This window comes from Gordonia ajococcus, assembly GCF_012974285.1.
Lineage (GTDB): Bacteria > Actinomycetota > Actinomycetes > Mycobacteriales > Mycobacteriaceae > Gordonia > Gordonia amicalis.
Genome location: NZ_CP052884.1, coordinates 4,620,549 through 4,638,994 on the forward strand (window position 1 = coordinate 4,620,549; position 18,446 = coordinate 4,638,994).

An 18,446-nucleotide genomic window follows, 5' to 3' on the forward strand; every position below is an offset into this window, starting at 1 on the left:
GGGGGCCTGTGCAAAAGTGGTACTCAATAACTACTGTTAGTGACTAACACGTATGGCGGCAGTGCCATATGTCGCACGATCGGTCGGCACTGCCGCCGACCCCTGCGCTCGAAAACCGAAAGGGTTTACCACGCCATGGCGTCGTATCTGTTCAAGCTCGGGAGGTTCTCCTTCCGGCACAAGTGGGCCGTCATAGCGGTCTGGCTGATCGCGATGATCGCGGTCGTCTCGCTCGTCGGCGTGCTGAAGCCGAAGTTCGCCCAGGACTTCAGCCTGCCCGGAACCGATTCGGGCACCGCCACCGAGCAGGTGGAGGAGTACTTCCCGCAGGTCATGAAGGAGCAGGAACGCGCGTCCACGAGCATCGTCGTGGCCGCGAACGACGGCCTGCAGAACCACACCGAGCAGATCAACAAGCTGGCCGAGGATCTCCGCACGCTGCCGGACGTCATCGCCCCGGAGACCGTGGTGAACCCGGTGATGGCTGCTGCCGTCGACCCGGCCATCGCCGCGTCGGTCCTCGGCGACAACGATCGCGTCGGCCTGATCCAGGTCCGTCAGAACATCACGATCATGGACCTGACGACCGAGAACAAGGACCAGCTCGTCAAGATCCTCGACGAGAACCGCGGCAACGGCCTGCAGGTCGAGGCCACCGGCGCGCTGATGCAGGTGATGGAGCAGGGCGGCGCCGCCGAACTGATCGGCTTCGCCATCGCGTTCGTCGTCATGATCGTCGCCTTCGGCGCCCTGATCGCCGCGTTCATCCCGCTCGTAACCGCCATCGTCGGCGTCGCGATCACCATCATGCTGCTCACCCTGTCGGCCGAGCTGCTCTCGATCAACCAGTCGGCGACCGCCATCGTCACCATGCTGGGCATCGCCGTGTCCATCGACTACGCGCTGTTCATCGTGTCCCGGTACCGGGCCGAACTGAGCCGGGGCGGTGATGCGGCCGATGCCGCCGGCCGCGCGGTCGGAACGGCCGGATCGGCTGTCGTGTTCGCCGGCCTCACGGTCATCATCGCGGTCGTCGCCCTCGTGGTCATCGGCATCCCGATCATCACCCAGATGGGTGCCGGCGCCGCCGTCGCCGTCCTGATCGCGGTCGTCGCCGCACTCACGCTCATCCCGGCACTCCTCGGCGCGTTCGGTCGCTTCGCCTTCCGTCCGAAGATCCCGTGGATCAAGCACGCCGAGCAGTCCGAGGACGGCGACACCCTGGGCGTCCGCCTCGGCCGCACCGTCGTCAAGGCTCCGATCCCCTTCATCGTCCTCGGCCTGCTGGCTCTCGCCGCGGCCGCCATCCCGGCCACCAAGATGGAGCTGGGCCTGTCGCTGTCGACCGAGGACGAGGCACCGGCTCAAGCCTTGCTGAGCAAGGGTTTCGGTGAGGGCATCAACGGCCCGCTGCTCGTCATCCTGCACGACGCCGACGCCCCGATCGCGCCGGCCGCGGACGACGCCGTCAAGCACATCGCCACCCTGAAGGACGTCGTCAACCCCGACTCGCTCACCTGGATCGGCAACGAGGGCGGACAGAACGGCAACACCGCACTCATCACCGTGACACCGAAGAGCGCACCGTCCTCGCCGGCGACGCACACGCTGATGGAGAACATCCGCGCGTACGCACCGGTTGTCGACGAGCAGGGCGCCGAACTGCATGTCGGCGGACAGACCGCGATCATGTCGGATCTGTCGCAGAAGCTCGACGACGCGCTGATCCCCTATCTGATCGTCGTCGTCGGCCTGGCGTTCCTGATCATGATCGGTGTCTTCCGCTCCCTGTGGGTGCCGCTGATCGGCACGGTCGGCTTCATCTTCTCCGTGCTCGCGACCTTCGGCATCACAGTTGCGATCTTCCAGGAGGGCTGGTTCGGCATCATCTCGCACACCCAGCCGATCATCTCGTTCCTGCCGATCTTCCTCATCGGCGTGGTCTTCGGACTCGCGATGGACTACCAGGTGTTCCTGGTGACCCGAATGCGCGAGGAGTACATCCACGGCATGACCGCCAAGGAGGCCATCGTCGCGGGCTACCGGCACGGCGCCCGTGTGGTGACGTCGGCGGCGATCATCATGATCAGCGTCTTCGCCGCGTTCATGCTGTCCCCGGAGACGACCGCCAAGATGATGGGCTTCGCCCTCGCCTCGGCAGTCCTGTTCGACGCCTTCGTGATCCGCATGCTGGTCGTCCCGGCCGTGATCGCCCTCCTCGGCGACCGCGCCTGGACCCTGCCGCGCTGGCTCGACAAACTCGTCATCAACTTCGACATCGAGGGCGAGTCGGTCCGCCACCGCGGGCTCGCAGATCCGGACGACACGAAGACGCCGGTACCGGCGGGCTGACCGTGTCCACAGGACGATCCACCCCCGACGCCCCGGGCACCGGCCCGGGGCGTCGGCCCGGCTTGCGCGAGCGGCAGAAGATGCGCACGCGCAACGCCATCCGTGAGGCCGCTCTGCACCTCATCGCCGAGCACGGTTACGCGAAGACGACGGTCGAACAGATCGCCGAGGCCGCCGGTGTCTCCCATATGACGTTCTTCCGCTACTTCCCCACCAAAGAGCAGGTGGTCGTGGGTGGGGAGCATTTCGAGGCGGAGGCTCGTGCGATCGTCGAGTCGATGCCCCGAGGCCTCGGGCACTTCGACCTCATCCGTCGGCTGTTCACCGAACTGGACCGCCTCACCGCCGACGACCCCTGGGTGGGCAATCCCCTACGGATGCAACTGATCCGATCGGAACCACTGCTGCAGAAGACCTTTCACGTCGAGGTCGAGCGAACGATGGCCGGGATGCGACAGCTCCTCGCCGACTATCTCGGCCGCGACGCCGACGACTTCGCGCTCGGAGTGTTCCTCGACGCGGTGGCCGGCGTGACCTTCCGCCTCGCGGCCCAGGCCGAGGAGAGTTCCACGCAGCCGCAGATCGAGACGACCCTGCGGGCCATCGACCTTCTCGAGCAGGGTCTTCCGCTCGACTGAGCGGCCCCGCTGAAGACCCTCCCTGAATACCGCCGCCGGAAACCCCGTGGGATCCGCCCCCGAAATCCTCCCTCAGCAGGAATGTCGGATACACATAGTCGACGGCCGGCCTGGGGAGGGTCGATTCCAGGGGTGCATTTCAGGGACGGCGTTCTCGAGCGTTTCCGAATGTCGCAGTGCGCCGGTGTGACCCGGCCTACGATGAGCTGACCCGCGCAGGAGGGATCAGCATGCGACTCACCCGACGCCTCCAGATCAGGCTCTGGCCATGCACTCTCGCGGTCTCTGCACTGACATTCGCCCTCGCCGCGACATCACTCATCGCGGCCTCGCCGCCGACGGCCCGGGGTTTCGCCGAGGACATCTGCTACACGCCGGGAGCTCCACCGCACAGCTGCGGACCGCTGCCGGTCGTCTGTCCCCCGGACAACCCGAACGACCCGATCTGCGGGGCACGCGCCTTCCTCCGTTACGCCTACACGCTTCGCCAGCCGCTCGGCGGGCGCAGCCTGGTGCACACCGATTCCACGTACATCATCGCGCGCAAGGTCGGGTTCTCCGTGCGCGACGCCTACTGGATCGCCGCGTACAGCGAGGCGACCGACCTGGGCACCTTCGTTCCCCGTGACCTACGCGGAAATCTGCTGCCGAACGGAGCACTCACCACGAAGGACATCGGCGGCCTCGTACGCACCCACTTCGCGACCGGCGGCTTCCTGTTCCACTTCCTGCCGACCATGCGCGGGCCCCGATCCCCCCAGCCGAACGGCTTGCAGCCCAACGTGAACGACCCGCGGCACGAGGTGATGCTCACCCACATCCGCAAGTGGGCGATGGACGGCCCGGGCAGCGCCGCACCCCTGTGCACCGGCGGTTTCACGAACCGCACGGCCACCGGCGACTACGCCACCGGCGCAACTTGTTACGGCGGTGAGCAGCCTGTTCCGATCAACGGTCAGTACAGCCTCGTCGATCCGATGGACATCCCCTTCCAGAACATGACCGGCCGCCAGGTCATCTCCGACGGGGTGACCTCGGACCGCTTCGACTCCTACATCGGCAACCAGTCGGCCAATGCGCGGACCGGCATCTACATCCACGCGCTCGGCGACCGCATCTCGCACCACGTGTGCACCGACGAAGGACGCATCACCCCGCCGACGCCGCGCCAGCGCGCGTTCGACATCGACCTGTTGGTGCCGGGATGCGATCAGGGGCCGCACGCGGTGCGCCACGAGTTCGAAACCGGAGTGGACTTCGGCAAGCTCGAGCGGCAGGACCGCACGACCGAGGCGACGCTGTCCATGGTCTACGACGAGCTGGTGAACTTCGCCCGCCTCCGCGGCACCCTGGACCCGTCGGCGACCACGCCGGCCGCGAAGACCGCGGTCGTGACCAACGGCCTGCTGCCGGCCCTCGAGCGCCGCAACCCGGAAGCCCGTCTCCGCGCGGTCACCTCGGTCGGCTGTCGTCTCGGTGTGCCGGCCTTCCCCGGTAGCCCGGCCTGCTGACACCTCCTCCGTCGGGGGCCGCCTCATCGAGTCCGGCAGGAGGCACCCCGACGCCCCGGCCGTTTGTCCGGCGAACAACCTCTAGGATCGAGGGGTGACCCGCGACAGCGACGCCCGGCCCCGCACCAGTTCCGCACGTCGCCCGCGGCGACGGACCGTCGCGCGGTTGCTGGCGCCGCTGATCGCGACCGCTGCCGCCGTCACCGCCACCGCCGCACTGGTCGCCCCCACCCAGGCCGCACCCGCGAAGCCCGCACCGGCGCCGTTCCCGATCGGCGACCTGGCACGGCTCTACCCGTCGGACGTCTCCTCATTCCCCGGCGGCATCTACCTACAACCGATCGAGACGTTCAGCGCGCTGCGCCGGGACCATCCCGAGATCATGGCGCAGAACCTCGACAAGGTGGTGGCGATCAACCAGGCCGCGGCCGACGACCCCGCCCTGCAGCGACGCGCCCTCACCGACGCCCACGACGATCCGCTCGTGACGATGTCGGATGCGTTCGGGCAACAGCTCGGACGCCACTTCCGGGACGCACTGGCCGCCGGCCGGCTGCCCAAGTCCAAGGCGATCTTCAGCGACTACCTGGCTCGCGGTGGCGGCCTCGCCAACACGACACTCGTCGAGAAGTACGTGTTCGACAACGACCGTCCGTTCGTCGTCGCCCCCACGCGAATCCGGAAGTACACCCGCGCCGGCACGAACGAGTACGACGCCCTCGGAACCAATCCGTCCTTCCCGTCGGGACACGCGGGTATGTTCTTCTGGCGGGGAACCCTTCTCGCGCTGATGCTTCCCGAGTTCGCCCCGCAGTTCCTCACGCGCGCTTCCGAGGGTGGGTATCACCGCATCGTCCTCGGTGTGCACTACCCGCTCGACGTGATCGGGGGCGCGATGGTCGGGCAGGCGGCGGCCGCCGACCGGTGGAACGACCCGGGCTTCAACCGGCTGCTCCGCGCGTCCGCCGCCGAGATCCGTCGTGAACTCGAATGGCGTTGCGGCGCCCCGCTGCCCATCTGCATCGAGCAGGACACCCCGTATCTGACCGACGCCGAGGCCAGGCGCATCTACACCGATCGCATCACGTACGGCTTCGGTCGCGTTGCCTCACCCACCCATCGGATGGTCGTTCCGCAGCAGGCCGTCGACATGATCGCACCGGCCTTCCCGTCGCTGTCGGACGCACAGCGTCGTCAGATCCTCGTCGCGACCGCACATCCCGCCGGGTACCCACTCGACGACCAGCGGCCGGGACGCGCCTCCTGGCAGCGACTCGACCTCGTGCGGGCTTACACCGCGCGCGTGACCGTCGACCGCGACGGCGACGTCACCGTTCACTGACGACCCGCCCACTTTTTCTCACTGAATCGTTTGCCCCACTGCGCGTTGCGAACTCGCCGAACGCACCAGTTCGGCGTGCCGATCGGACCAGTGTGAGTCCAGTTTGCCGGAACAGCTTGACACCACCGTAAGGATACGGCTAATTCTCGGGTGGTCCACGTCACACCCGACGGGGACTCACCGCCCGTGACCAGGGCGGACGGTGCCGAATCTCGGATCCAGTCCGACGACTGGGTTAACGAACTCAATCACCCTCAAGCCCCGCCGGGGCGATGTCGTCATGCCCTCGTTCTCGGGCTGCTTCGTCGTGCCCGGAGATCATCGGGAAAGGCAGTCGAAACATGCGTTTGTCGAACTCTCGAAGAGCCGGTCGGTTGGCGGCGGTCGCTCGTCGCCGCGGCGTGCGTCTTCTCGGTCGTGTCGTGTAGCAGCGACGACGGCGGATCGGATGGCTCCGCCGCGGATTCCAGCGGCGCCAAGGCCTCCGGCGAAGCGATCAAGGTCGGGTTGTTCAACCCTTCGAAGGGCCCGGCCACCCAGCCCGGGGTCACGACCGGCAAGCAGGCGGCCGTCGACTACATCAACAACCAGATCGGCGGCATCAACGGCCGTCCCATCGAGATCGTCGACTGTGGCATCGACCAGACCGCACCCGAGTCGACGGTGTCCTGCGCCAACCAGTTCGTCGAGGCCGGCGTGGTCGCCGCGATCGACGGCTTCAACGCCGAATCCGCCGCCGCCGTACCGATTCTCACCGCCGCGAAACTCCCGCTGGTCGGCCAGATCCCGTTCAGCACCATCACCGGGGCATCGCCGGCGAACCGCGTGTACTTCGGTCCGCCGCCGGCTGCGTTCCTCGTCGGCTTCATGCAGCAGCTCAAAGCCGAGGGCAAGACGTCGCTGACCCTGGCGAACGCGGATCTGCCCCAGGCCCACCAGGTCTTCGACGGGCTCATGAAACCGCTCGGCGCACAGCTCGGCATCGACGTGAAGTCGGTCTACTACCCGCCGACCGGCCCAAACTTCACGCAGCTGGCCAGCCAGCTCGCCGAGGGCAATCCGGCCGCCGCCGGACTCATGACCTCCCCCAACGACAACGTCTGCACCAAGCTCGCACAGTCGCTGCGCTCGGTGAAGTACGAGGGGACCATGTTCATGGCCGCGTGCACCGACTTCATCGACACCCTCGGCGCGCAGGCCGTCGGCGCACAGACGTACTCTCCGTTCTGGCAGCCGCCCGCCCTCGACGCCACCCCAGCGGAGGTCAAGGGCAACCTGGAGACCGCACAGAAGTTCATCGACGATCAGAACGGCACCGCCGGCTTCTACGCCTACGGCACGTTCTCGATCCTCGCGGACTTCGCGACCACGGTCGGCAACGCGAAGCTCACCGAGTACACCGGACCGAGCGTCCTGCGCACCCTCAAGGCGATCAAGGACTACCAGTCCTTCATCGGCCCGAAGCTGACCTGCGGCAAGACGACGAGCCCGAACTGCACCACCGAGATGCTGCTGTTCAACGTCGTCGGTGACAAGAAGACCGAGCCCGCCACCGGCGGTTTCATCACCCCGCTCCCGGCAGCGCTCCAGCGCATCCCGGGCGCCTACTGAGCGATACACCGCGCGGTGGGGCGGGCCTCGACCCGAGGCGCGTCCCACCGCACCCGCTCTCCACGAACCGATCTCCGGGTGGCGCGTCCACCCGTCCGCGCCATCCGACCGCGTGAGATGCACGCGCCGAACGAATGAGTACGCCACATGGGCCAGTTCCTCCAGTTCGCCTTCCTCGGGCTAGCTGTACTGACCCGCCAGGTTGGGTACGCGGTCGGCGGGTGAGTCGCCTCTGAGTGCGGTGTGGCCGCGTTCGTGATTGTAGATGCAGGAACTCGTCGAAGGCGGCCACGCGTTCGGTCTCGCTGTTGTAGGGGCGGGCGGAGGACCCATTCCTCTTGCAGTGTGCGGTTGAATCGTTCCACCTTGCCGTTGGTTTGCGGCCGGTACGGTCGTGTCCATTTGTGTTTGATCCCGTTGTCGGCCAATCGTTTCCGGAACATTCTGGACCGGTAACAGGACCCGTTGTCGGTCATCACCCGTGTGGTCGTGACGCCGATCGAGGCAAAGTGGGCCAAGGCCCGGGTCATGAACGCGGTCGCGGTTTCCTTCTTCTCATCAGCGAGGATCTCCGAATAGGCGTATCGGGAGTGATCATCGACGGCGTGGTGCAGGTAGGCGTATCCCAGGTTGGGGCGGCCATGCACGGTGCGGGGCCGGGACGGATCGCGATGGGCACTGGAATTGCGGCCGCCTCGGGCGCGGCCGTGCACGCGGTGCCCACCACCGTCGGGGATCCTGCCCAGCTTCTTGATGTCGACGTGGATCAAGTCCCCGGCAGCTTCGCGTTCATACCGGCGAACCTCACGTCGTCGTGCACGCACCGGTGCTCCGGTGGCCGGGTCGGTCCACGACAACCGCACACACTGGTACCGGGTGAGGATGCGGTGGACTGTGGACACGTTCAACCCCAGGTGGAACCCGATCCGAGCTGGTCCCCAACGGCGCGACACGCGTAACCCCACCACCCGGCGTTCCCGGCGACGGGTGGTGCGATGCGGGCATGAGCGGGGCCGGCTTGAGCGGTCAACCATCCCTGCGGGCCCGTGGTCGCGGTAGCGGTCGGCCCACCGTTTGGCCGTGGTCACCGAGACATTGAAACGGTCCGCGGCACGCCGCAGCGGCCACCCATCCTCGACAACACACCGAGCCAGACGCAGCCGGCCAGTCGGGGACAACGGTGAATTACGGTGAGACATGAAGACCTCCGGGTTGAGGAGCGGTTCTTAGACAGCTCCACACCTCACTCGGAGGTCTTCCCTATGTCACGCCGACTCGCCGAACCCCGTACCTAACGTCCCGGGTCAGTACAGCTAGCCGCCGGTGCCATCTATTCGGTACTCGCGTCATCCCTGGTCGGCATCTATGCCGCCACCGGCATCATCAACTTCGCCCAGGGGGCCATCGGCCTCTACTCGGTCTATCTCGTCGCGGCGTTACGCGCGGACGGGAGTCTCGTCCTGCCCATCGGCACCGTGAGTCTCGGCAGTGAGGACAACCCCACGTCGATGGAACTGGCACTGATCCTCGGTGTGGTCAGTGCCGTGGTCTGGGCGTTGCTGGCACATGTCCTCGTCTTCCGGCCCCTGCGACACGCGCCCGTGCTGGCGCAGGTGGTCGCGTCGGTCGGTCTCATGTTGTTCCTGCAGGCCCTCGTCCAGTTGCGCTTCGACACGGAAAACCTCTTCGCCCAGTCGATCCTGCCGGAAACCACCGTCGAGATCGGCGGTGCCGTCGTCAACGTCTCCGATCTGATCCTCGCCGGCGTCGCCATCGCGGTGTCCCTGCTGCTGTGGGCCTACTTCCGGCTCACCACCCTCGGTGTCGCGACGCGCGCCGGGTCCGAGGACGAACTCGCCGCCCGCCTGTCCGGCTACTCCCCCGACCGTCTCGCCGCCATCGTGTGGGCGATCACCGGCGCGGCAACGGGTCTGATCGTCGTGCTCGCCTCGTTCACCATCGGGCTGACCGTCACGAGCTACACGTTCTTCGTCATCCCCGCGCTCGCCGTCGCCCTGGTCGGGCGGCTGACGTCCTTCGGGATCGCTTGCGCCGCAGGCCTTGTGCTCGGGGCCTTCCAGTCGGTCATCTCCTGGCTCGCCACCAAGAGCTGGTGGCCGGAATGGGCGCAGTCCGGGCTCGGCGACGCCGTGCCCTTCGTCATCGTCGTCGTCGCACTGTTCCTCCTCGGCGGCCGTATCCCGTCGCGCGGATCGCTCGGCGAGGTGCGCATGCCCGCGGTGCGCATCCCGCGCATCCGGATCATCCCGACCGTCGCGATCATCGCAGCCGTCGTCATCGCGATCCTGCTCACCTCCGGCACCTGGCGGTTCGGCGTGGTCACCTCGGTGATCCTCTCCCTCATCGCCCTGTCGCTGGTTCTGCTGACCGGTTACCTCGGCCAGATCTCGTTGGCGTCCATGGCCTTTGCCGGTGCCGCCGGATTCGCCCTGTCGAAGCTGACCACCAACTGGAACGTGCCGTTCCCGTTCAGCATGCTGTTCGCGGCACTCATCGCGACCGGTCTAGGCGTGTTGGTCGGCGTCCCGGCCCTCCGCATCCGCGGCGCGCAGCTCGCGGTGGTGACCCTGGCAGCGGCACTGGCGATCCAGAGTTTCGTGTTCAACAACCCCGCCATCACGGCATTCGAGGGCAACATGATCGCCGACCCGACGATCTTCGGCATCGACCTCGGGGTACGCGACGGCACCAATCTCGTCACCCTTCGGTTCGCGCTGATGGTCCTCGTCGTCGTCGCGATCGCCACCCTCGTCGTCCTTCGGTTCATGGGCGGCTCGACCGGCCGCGCGTTCCTCGCGGTCCGTTCCAACGAGCGCGCCGCGGCGTCGGTCGGGATCAACGTCGCCGCAACGAAACTCCTCGGCTTCGCCCTGTCGGCCTTCCTCGCCGGCATCGGCGGCTGTCTGATCGGTTACAGCCGCGGGCAGCTCTCGGCCGGTTCGTTCACCGTCATGATCGGCCTGACCCTGCTCGCGATGACCTACGTCGGCGGCATCACCTCGTTCGCCGGCGCCGTCATCGCCGGCATCATCGGTCCGCTCGGCGTCGGCTATGTGTTCCTCACCCAGACCCTCAGTCTCGGTGAGTACTACGAACTCATCGCCGCCGGCAGCCTCCTGCTGATGGCTGTGCTCAACCCCGTCGGCGTGGCCGGGGCGGCGTCGGAACTCGGTGACAAGATCCGGGCCCTGCGGCACCGGAAACCAGACCCCAAAACCGAGGCGCCCGGCGCGGCGCAGAGCACACAGGCAGGTGTCCATGTCTGAGTCGACCGCATCCGATACCGCCGTCCTGGACGGGACCGCGCTGCTCCGAACCGGCGGGCTCTCCGTCCGATATGGCGGAGTCAGCGCCAATTCCGATGTCGACATCACCGTCGGCGCCGGCGAGATCGTCGGACTGATCGGCCCCAACGGCGCGGGCAAGACCACCTTCGTCGACGCCGTCACCGGGTTCACCAAGGCGACCGGCACGGTCTCACTCGCCGGTGAACGCCTGGAGAAGGCGTCGCCGCACCGTCGGCGCCGAGCGGGTATGGCACGCACGTGGCAGGCCGGTGAGCTGTTCACCGACCTCACCGTCTCCCAGAACCTGGCCGTCGCCGTCCAGCCCGTCGGTCTGCGCGCGATGCTGTCCGACGTCGTCAACGGTTCGCGGCCGCCCGCCGAGACCATCGATCGGGCACTCGACCTGGTCGGCCTGCGCGACGCCGCCGATCAGCTGCCCGGCGAACTCACTCTGGGACAACAGAAGTTGGTGGGCGTCGCCCGGGCGCTGGTCGGTGGGACACGGCTCGTCCTGCTCGACGAGCCCGCCGCGGGCCTCGACACCCACGAGAGCCGTGACTTCGGCGCCGAACTGCGGCGCATCGCCGCCACCGGCATCGGCATCCTGCTCATCGACCACGACATGTCGCTGGTCCTGGACGTCTGCGACCGCCTCTACGTGCTCGACTTCGGAAAGGTCATCGCCAGCGGCACACCCGCCGCCATCCAGGACGACCCGGCGGTGATCTCCGCCTACCTGGGAAGCCCGGAGGTCGACCCGGATGTCGTCGCCGAACTCGACGCGGCGGATTCGTCCGGTGCCCCATCCGATCCCGCCACCGGCACCCAACCCTCCCCCACCGACGCGCCCGAGGAGAACCGATGAGCACCGACACCTCCGCCGCGAAGCCCGTCCTCGAACTCGACGACATCACCGTCGGGTACGGCGGTGTGCCGGCGGTACGCGGTCTGAGTGCCTCGGTCCGCCCCGGGGAGATCCTCGCCCTGCTCGGGCCCAACGGTGCCGGCAAGACGACGACCCTGCTCGCCGCCGTCGGCGCACTGCCGCTGATGTCGGGCTCCGTCACCGCGCTGGGCGAGCCGATCGACCACCACATCGAACGCAACGCACGCCGTGGCGTGACCCTGGTCCCCGACACCCGCGGTCTCTTCCACAAGCTGTCGGTCTCGGACAACCTGCGGCTCGCCAAATGCAAGAACGGCACCGACCTCGACACCGTCTTCGAGTACTTCCCGAAACTGAAGACCATGCGTTCGCGGCACTGCGGCAACCTCTCCGGCGGTGAGCAGCAGATGCTCGCCCTCGCCAAGGCCCTGCTCGCGCGTCCGCGGGTGCTGCTCATCGACGAGATGAGTCTCGGCCTGTCGCGCGCTCGGGATCGCCGACTCGGCGATAGTCCTGCATCACGGCCGGGTGGCCCTGTCGGCGAGCGCCGCCGAACTGCGCAGCAGACGAGACAAGGTGGAGGCCGCGTACTTCGGCCGCACCATCGAAGAACAGGCCTCCTGAGACCGGTCGCGACGAACGACACCACCGACGAATCCGGGGACGACGTGGTCATCGCCGACGATCAGAACACCGACGATCGGAACGCGAACGGGACCGACGGGTCCGCTCGCCGGCGCGTCGGGCGTGACCGCCCGGCGCGCAGCACCCGCAACCGCCCGACCGACGAGGAGTTGCTGGACGCCGCCTGCGAGGTGATCGCCGAGGTGGGCGCCGACCGCGCGACCATGACCTCGATCGCTGAACGCGGCAGCACCACGCGGGTGACCCTCTACGCCCATTTCGGGTCCCGCGACGAGCTCGTCTCACGCGTCATCGCCCGCGAACTCGACATCTTCACCTCGTTCATGTTCCGCGTCTACGACGAGAGCGAGGACATGCCCTACGGGGCGCGTGCCCGCCATTCGGTGCGGTGCCTGTTCGATTACGCCCGCAATCACCCCGCGGGCCTCCGCGTGCTGATGGGACGCAGTGAGGGCGGAGGCGGCAACCGGCGCTTGTACGCGGCGCTCGAACCGCGTATCTCCGCCCGGCTCCGAAAGAACTACGCCGAACAAGGCGCCGACATCGCGGCAAGCGCGGACACGCTCGCGTCCCTGCTGCTGGGCATGAGCCTCGACGTCGCGCACCGTGCGCTCATCGTCGACGGCGCCGGCATCGACGAGGCGTGTGACCTCGCGGTCACCGCCACCATGGCCGTACTCCGGGACGTCCGGCCGGAACAACTCCAAGCGCTCGACGCGTCCCTCGAACAGCGCTGACAGCCGGATCACCCGGCGTCGCCCGCACGATCGGCGGCCGGTCCCGGGCCCGTATCCAAGACCCGGACAAGTCGACCCCAAGTTTCCCGCAAGCGGGTCGGGCGATTCTTTCTCCTGTCACACGAACCCCCGCGGTCGAACCGCCCCGGTACCCCGGACCACGGCCGCCCAGGAGAGGAACACCATGTCGCGTCCGCAGAACATCCAGTCCGACACCGATCAGCTCGAGACCGAGGAGATCGGCCCGCTTCCCGGCCCGCGCCGGCCGCTGTGGCAGATCGGTCGCCGCGCCACCGTCATCGTGGCCTGCCTGGGCTTCAGTGCCCTTGCGGCGTGCAGCTTCAGCGTCGGCACCCAGACGGTCGAGGAGGCCTCCGACATCGATGTCGGCGAGTGCCTGCAGATCGGTGAGGAGGAAGGCGACGGCAAGGTGGCCGCCACCAAAGAGGACTGCGAGGGCACCGAGGGGCTGACATTCTACGCCGCCGACAAGGTGAGTTCCGGTGCGGAATGCACCGCCGACTACACCTCGAGCCTCACCTTCAGCGGAGGTGACGAGAAGCTCTGCATGACACCGAATTTCGCGACTGACACCTGCTATCAGATCCCACTCAACGGCGGAGACCTCGCCGACTACCGCGAGGTCGGATGCAGCACCTCGCCGGTGGCGAACACGATCATCGCCAAGACGGTCAGCCGTGGCGACGGATCGATCACCTGCCCCGGGGATCAGACGAGGTGGACCTTCACGCAGCCGGCGTCGATCGGTTACTGCCTGACCGAGGATGTCACCGCCGCAGGCGAATTCGGCGGCTGAGTCGCCGGTTCGGCCATCGGCGGCTGGCCCGACGATGCGGAGTTCGTCGCCGCGTCGACCAGGCCGTGACCGACCCGGTAGTCGGCGCGCATCCGGGCCATCTCCGCATCGCGCACGCGATAGGCCTTCTCGATCCGCGCACGGGCTCGCCGTGCGCCGCCCCGGCGCTGTGCCGAGCCGGCCAATGCGAGGGCCGGACCGACCCGACCGAGAACGTGCTTGATCGTCCCGTCCGGGATACCCAGGGCGTCCGCGTCGTGGTCGCCGATGAACACCCGCTGCAACCCGTACATGACGGTGGTGGCCAACCGGTTTCGCAGGACACGCGGGCCGGGGAGCACGTTGGCGAGTTCCGGGACGAGATAGTCCTCGGTGAGCGCGACCACGAAGTCGTGATCATCGGGTCCGGGTCCCGGCGACGTCAGGCGATACAGCTCCTCGATGCGGACATGATCGGCCTCGCAGCTCGGATTCAGTTCTGGACTCATGCCGACGACATGCCCGACGTAACGCCAGAGATGGTAGATGTCCTCGAGTTCCCGATCGGTGAACCGGACCCCGAGGGTGTGCATGGCGTCGATCGCGATATGCCCGAACTCGGCGATCGTGAAGGCCATGTACGGCTGTGGAATCGGTACACCCCAGGCCTTTTCGTCCCAGTCGCCCCGCTTCCACAGCATCTGCCGCACATGCGCGTGGATCATTCGGACCCGCACGGTGTACGCGAAACCGTCTCCGTCGCGGCGCATCCCGCCCGGCGTGATGACCTGGCTGAGCCACTCCCCGACCTCCACCGACCGCATCGCCGGCTGCGACACGTAGCGCCCGGTGATCGCGAGCGGCTTGGCGGCGATGGTGTTCCCCGCTCCGCGTACCAGTGATGCCGCACCCAGCACGATGCCGAGCGGTGCGGTGTTGACGATGAGCGCATCCGCGGCCCGGGCCATCCGATCGTGGTCGGCCCAGGCCGGCTCGTCGTCGAGGAAGGCGAACAGCGCGCGCATGGAATCGGTGGACTCGTCGAGCGAGGAGATCCCGTGGGCGAGTGCGTTCCGCAGCACGGAGGTCGTCGACCCGCCCGGGTGCGAGTCGGCCGCGACCGCCTCGGCGAGGGGATCGGCGAGCCACATCTGGTCGAGCTAGACCCGCCCGGCCTCGCCATAGCGCTGCACCGCGAGGTCGGCATTCACCAGATCAGACGGGATCGATTCCATGGAGTAATGAGAACACGGGCGTTGCCACTTTCCGAAGACTTTCCGGATGACGGCCTACAGACTTCGCTGCTTCGCATACTCCGCCATCGCCGCGCGCTCGCCGTCGTGCTTCGGGTAGAAGAAGAACACGATCGTGGCGCCCGCCAGCACGATGGCCGCGGCGGCGCCGTAGGCGCGGTTGTCTCCGTGCACGAAGGCGTCCCGGGCGGCGCCGATGATCTGGTCGGCGTACTGCGGATAGCGTTCGGCAAGCACCTCGGCGCTGGAGAAGGACTTGGTGAGTGCGATTTCGGTCTGCTCGGTGATCTGGTCGGCCTGCGGCGACGCCGCGATGGTCTCCCGCAGCTGGTTCGCGTAGCCGGCGGTCAGGATGGCACCGAGTGTCGACTGCAGGATGGCCCCGCCGAGGTCGCGCTGCAGATCCGACATGCTCGACGCCATACCCGCCCGCTGGACGGGAACCGATCCGGTGAGAGATTGCGAGGCCGGGGTCCCGGCCAGTCCCACACCGACACCCACGAGGACGTAGACCAGGCCGACGTGCCAGAAGTGGGCGTGGGAGTCCCAGGTCAGCATCGCGAACACGAGCCCGGCCACGATGAAGGCGTAACCGGACAGCAGGGTGAACCGCGATCCCATGCTCTGCACGAGTTTGGCCGACTGCGGCGCGACGATGACCATCGCACCTGCGGCGGGCAGGATCGTCGCGCCGGCGGCGAGGGTCGAGTAGTCGAGCACGTTCTGCATGTACTGCTGCCCGATGAACATCGCGCCCATCAGCGTGCCGAAGACGATGAGCCCGCCGACCGCGGCGACCCAGAAGGTGCGTCGGGCCGCGATCCGGAGGTCGAAGAGCGGAACACGCACGCGCAGTTGCCGCCACACGAATCCGGCACCGGCGACGACCGCGATCACAGCGAGGATGTAGACCTGGAGCCGCTGATCTCCGTTGGGCGCGAAGTTGATCGCGAGGACCAGCGCGCCGACCATCACGATCGAGACGACACCGCCGAGGTTGTCGACGACCGCCGCCTCGTCACCGGTGTCGGTGGGCACCAGCCGCCACGCCGCCGCCAACGCGAGAACGGCCAGCGGCAGGGTCACCAGGAACACCGCGTGCCAGCTGAACACCTCGAGCAGCGCACCCGACATCAACGGGCCGAGTGCCGAGATCGCCCCGCCGAATGCCGACCAGGCGGCGATCGCCCTGGTGCGCCTGGGTCCCGACCACAGGGCGGTGATCACCGCGAGGGTCGTCGGGAAGGCCAGGCCCGCAGCGATACCGCCGACCAGGCGGGCACCGAAGAGGACCTCGATGGTGGGCGCGAGCCCGGCCACGAGCGACGCCGGGATCGACAGTGCCATGCCGAAGACGAGCATTCGTTTGCGGCCGTGGCGATCTCCCAGCGCACCGAAGTACAACACCGATGCGGCGAGGCCCAGCGAGTACCCGACGGCTATCAGGTTCAGTTGCGTCGAACTGGCGTCGAGATCCTTGCCGATGTCGGGCAGAGCGACGTTGGCGACCGCGAGATTGATGTTGGCCACGCCCGCGACGAGGATCAGCGCGATGAGAATCGCACGCGCGCGTGCCGGTGCCGTGCCTGTTTCGACCTCGGGCGTCGTCGACGTCATCGGTGAATCGTACGTGCGGAAGCACTGCCCGAGCAGGGCTTCCACGCGTCAGCGGCACGGAATTGCCACGCCCCGGGCACCGAACAGCCCGGGGACGGGATCGTCGTGTGTCAGATGCAGACGCTGAACGACAAGGAGCCGAGCGGAATGTCCAGGCAGATCGCCAGCGAACCGACGGCCTGTTGCGGCTGGATCGGTGGCGACTGGGCGGGCGCAGCCGACGCCGCCGGCACTCCGGCGAGTCCGAGTGTGCACACCGCGGCCACCGTTGCGGCACCGACGGTCAGACGACGGGTGATCGTTGACTTGTTCATGATTGAGCCCCCTCGAGCACATTTCCCCCGCACCGAGACCTGCTCACGTGACCCATCGCCGCAGGTGGTGCTGGGTCCTGAGTCTACGCCGCGGCGTGCCCGATCGCGTCCCACATCTTGGGGACATTCGAGGAGGACCGGGCTCAGAGGCTGATGCGCAGACCGTCCCACTCGTGGTCGTGCATGAACCCCTCGGCGAGTCCGACCCGGTACTTCGCACAGCTGCGCAGGATGCCCGCGTATGCGAACGGGAGCATCACCGCCGGCATCTGGTCGCCGGGCCGGGTGATCACATCCGATGCCCCGCGGAAGTCGCGGATGAACTGGCGGAGGGACCTGCCGTTTCGGGAGGGGGCACGCCAGCCGTAGAGCATCATCCCGAGTCCGATCATCCGGTCGACATCCGTTGCGGGGGTGATGATCTCGGTGTCGGGATCGGAGGTGCCGAGGAAGGCGCGGTCCACGCCGTCGCCCGGGGAGAACATCATGATCCCACTCGTCGCGCGCGGATTGCACTCGATGCAGAACAGGTCCTTGTCAGGGCCGTCCTCGATGAAGTCGAAGCCGATCTGCCCGGTGAAGTCGACTCGCTCGACGATGTCGGCGACCCACGCCTGGATGCGCGGATGGTCGACGGACCGGAAGTTCAGACATGAACTGCCGTCGATGGCGTAGTCGACCGGATAGGTGGCGTGCGCGTAGATCCGGCCCTCGTGGCACACCGAGTAGGTGCAGTACTTGTCGCCCGAGATCCACTCCTGCGCGACCCACGGGTTCTGCTCGTCGTGCTCGAGCCAGGTCAGCGGATCCCCGGGCTGCACCTTGTGCACCTTCTGCGAACCGCGCGAGTAAGACCGCTTGAGCGCGAAGGGCTTGTCGAAATCGAGCGATCCGGCGTCCTCTGGTCCGGCGACCCGCGCGAACTTGCGCGTCGGGGTTCCGAGTTCGACGAGCAGTTCCTGGAATTCGTACTTGTGGTGCAGCCGGTTCTCGATGTCGAAATCGGAGAGGAAGAGCCGGCATCGCGGCGGAAACAAGTCCGCGAGCATCGCGATGATGTCGGTCTCCTCGTGGACCGGGATCACCATGTCGACGTCGTTCTCCTCGACGATCCGCGCGAGCGCACGACAGTACGCGAGCGGTTCGAACTTCGGCGGCGGAACACGGTGAAAGTCGCTCACCCCGTTGGAGAATCTGCTGATCGCGACGGCCACCGAATCGACGGTCGTCACCCGGTGGCCACCCGCGGCCATGAGCCGTGCGAGTTCCAGGGAGAGGAACGACCGACCGAAAGTGATCAGTACATGAGCTCGTCCGGCGCTGTCCACTCGACAGAGTGTAGGGGGTACCGGGTGCCCGGGCGCGACGCCTCGGTTCCCGTGCCTGTTGAACGGAATTCGGACACCGCGGGAATATTCGGTACCGATCTGTCGGTT

The 18,446-nt window shown here is 67.4% G+C and carries 11 protein-coding genes and 4 pseudogenes; 10 read left to right on the top strand and 5 right to left on the bottom strand.

Annotation, left to right across the window (positions count from 1 at the left end):
- Positions 1 to 135 precede the first annotated feature (135 nt).
- From GAA2_RS20880 to GAA2_RS20900, 5 genes and pseudogenes are all read left to right on the top strand, one after another.
- A complete protein-coding gene (locus GAA2_RS20880) occupies positions 136 to 2,352 on the top strand; it encodes an MMPL family transporter (RefSeq protein WP_006436698.1) in 2,217 nt (738 codons plus the stop codon).
- 2 nt (positions 2,353 to 2,354) lie between these two features.
- Positions 2,355 to 2,990, top strand: a complete 636-nt coding sequence (locus GAA2_RS20885) for a TetR family transcriptional regulator (RefSeq protein WP_006436699.1) — start codon at positions 2,355 to 2,357, stop codon at positions 2,988 to 2,990.
- A gap of 230 nt (positions 2,991 to 3,220) precedes the next feature.
- On the top strand, positions 3,221 to 4,501 hold the full coding sequence (locus tag GAA2_RS20890; protein ID WP_191834549.1) for a hypothetical protein: 1,281 nt from the start codon (positions 3,221 to 3,223) through the stop codon (positions 4,499 to 4,501).
- A 178-nt stretch (positions 4,502 to 4,679) separates the two neighbouring features.
- Complete coding sequence (locus GAA2_RS20895) at positions 4,680 to 5,843, top strand: phosphatase PAP2 family protein (protein WP_191835032.1); 1,164 nt, start codon at positions 4,680 to 4,682, stop codon at positions 5,841 to 5,843.
- A gap of 341 nt (positions 5,844 to 6,184) precedes the next feature.
- A pseudogene (locus GAA2_RS20900) lies at positions 6,185 to 7,454 on the top strand (ABC transporter substrate-binding protein).
- Positions 7,455 to 7,634: 180 nt separating this feature from the next.
- Here the strand turns inward: GAA2_RS20900 and GAA2_RS20905 are convergent.
- Positions 7,635 to 8,653: pseudogene (locus GAA2_RS20905) on the bottom strand (IS481 family transposase).
- A 129-nt stretch (positions 8,654 to 8,782) separates the two neighbouring features.
- On the opposite strand from GAA2_RS20905, the gene GAA2_RS20910 reads away from it, so the two are divergent.
- The 5 genes and pseudogenes from GAA2_RS20910 to GAA2_RS20930 all read left to right on the top strand — a co-directional run bounded on the left by GAA2_RS20910 (position 8,783) and on the right by GAA2_RS20930 (position 13,847).
- On the top strand, positions 8,783 to 10,741 hold the full coding sequence (locus GAA2_RS20910; RefSeq protein WP_191835033.1) for an ABC transporter permease: 1,959 nt from the start codon (positions 8,783 to 8,785) through the stop codon (positions 10,739 to 10,741).
- Positions 10,734 to 11,627 (top strand): ABC transporter ATP-binding protein, encoded by an 894-nt coding sequence (locus tag GAA2_RS20915; protein WP_159406014.1) that lies wholly within the window; start codon positions 10,734 to 10,736, stop codon positions 11,625 to 11,627. Before GAA2_RS20910 ends, GAA2_RS20915 begins: the two co-directional genes overlap by 8 nt.
- Positions 11,624 to 12,272, top strand: a pseudogene (locus GAA2_RS20920) (ABC transporter ATP-binding protein). The gene GAA2_RS20915 and the pseudogene GAA2_RS20920 overlap by 4 nt, the downstream one beginning before the upstream one ends.
- Positions 12,273 to 12,316: 44 nt before the next feature.
- Positions 12,317 to 13,030, top strand: a complete 714-nt coding sequence (locus GAA2_RS20925; RefSeq protein ID WP_006436707.1) for a TetR/AcrR family transcriptional regulator — start codon at positions 12,317 to 12,319, stop codon at positions 13,028 to 13,030.
- 184 nt (positions 13,031 to 13,214) lie between these two features.
- A complete protein-coding gene (locus tag GAA2_RS20930; protein ID WP_006436708.1) occupies positions 13,215 to 13,847 on the top strand; it encodes a hypothetical protein in 633 nt (210 codons plus the stop codon).
- On the opposite strand, the pseudogene GAA2_RS20935 reads toward GAA2_RS20930, so the two are convergent.
- From GAA2_RS20935 to GAA2_RS20950, 4 genes and pseudogenes are all read right to left on the bottom strand, one after another.
- A pseudogene (locus tag GAA2_RS20935) lies at positions 13,799 to 15,061 on the bottom strand (oxygenase MpaB family protein). The gene GAA2_RS20930 and the pseudogene GAA2_RS20935 overlap by 49 nt on opposite strands.
- Positions 15,062 to 15,115: 54 nt before the next feature.
- Positions 15,116 to 16,696 carry an MFS transporter gene (locus tag GAA2_RS20940; RefSeq protein WP_040004793.1) on the bottom strand — a complete coding sequence of 527 codons (1,581 nt, stop codon included), beginning with the start codon at positions 16,694 to 16,696 and terminating at the stop codon, positions 15,116 to 15,118.
- A 110-nt stretch (positions 16,697 to 16,806) separates the two neighbouring features.
- Positions 16,807 to 17,010, bottom strand: coding sequence for a hypothetical protein (locus GAA2_RS20945; protein WP_006436711.1), 204 nt, complete (start codon positions 17,008 to 17,010; stop codon positions 16,807 to 16,809).
- Positions 17,011 to 17,153: 143 nt separating this feature from the next.
- Complete coding sequence (locus GAA2_RS20950) at positions 17,154 to 18,338, bottom strand: ATP-grasp domain-containing protein (RefSeq protein ID WP_006436712.1); 1,185 nt, start codon at positions 18,336 to 18,338, stop codon at positions 17,154 to 17,156.
- Positions 18,339 to 18,446 lie beyond the last annotated feature (108 nt).

Coding starts and splice junctions, on each gene's coding strand:
- GAA2_RS20880 (WP_006436698.1), top strand. CDS start 136: ATGGCGTCGTATCTGTTCAAGCTCGGGAGGTTCTCCTTCCGGCACAAG.
- GAA2_RS20890 (WP_191834549.1), top strand. CDS start 3,221: ATGCGACTCACCCGACGCCTCCAGATCAGGCTCTGGCCATGCACTCTC.
- GAA2_RS20915 (WP_159406014.1), top strand. CDS start 10,734: ATGTCTGAGTCGACCGCATCCGATACCGCCGTCCTGGACGGGACCGCG.
- GAA2_RS20930 (WP_006436708.1), top strand. CDS start 13,215: ATGTCGCGTCCGCAGAACATCCAGTCCGACACCGATCAGCTCGAGACC.
- GAA2_RS20940 (WP_040004793.1), bottom strand. CDS start 16,696: ATGACGTCGACGACGCCCGAGGTCGAAACAGGCACGGCACCGGCACGC.
- GAA2_RS20945 (WP_006436711.1), bottom strand. CDS start 17,010: ATGAACAAGTCAACGATCACCCGTCGTCTGACCGTCGGTGCCGCAACG.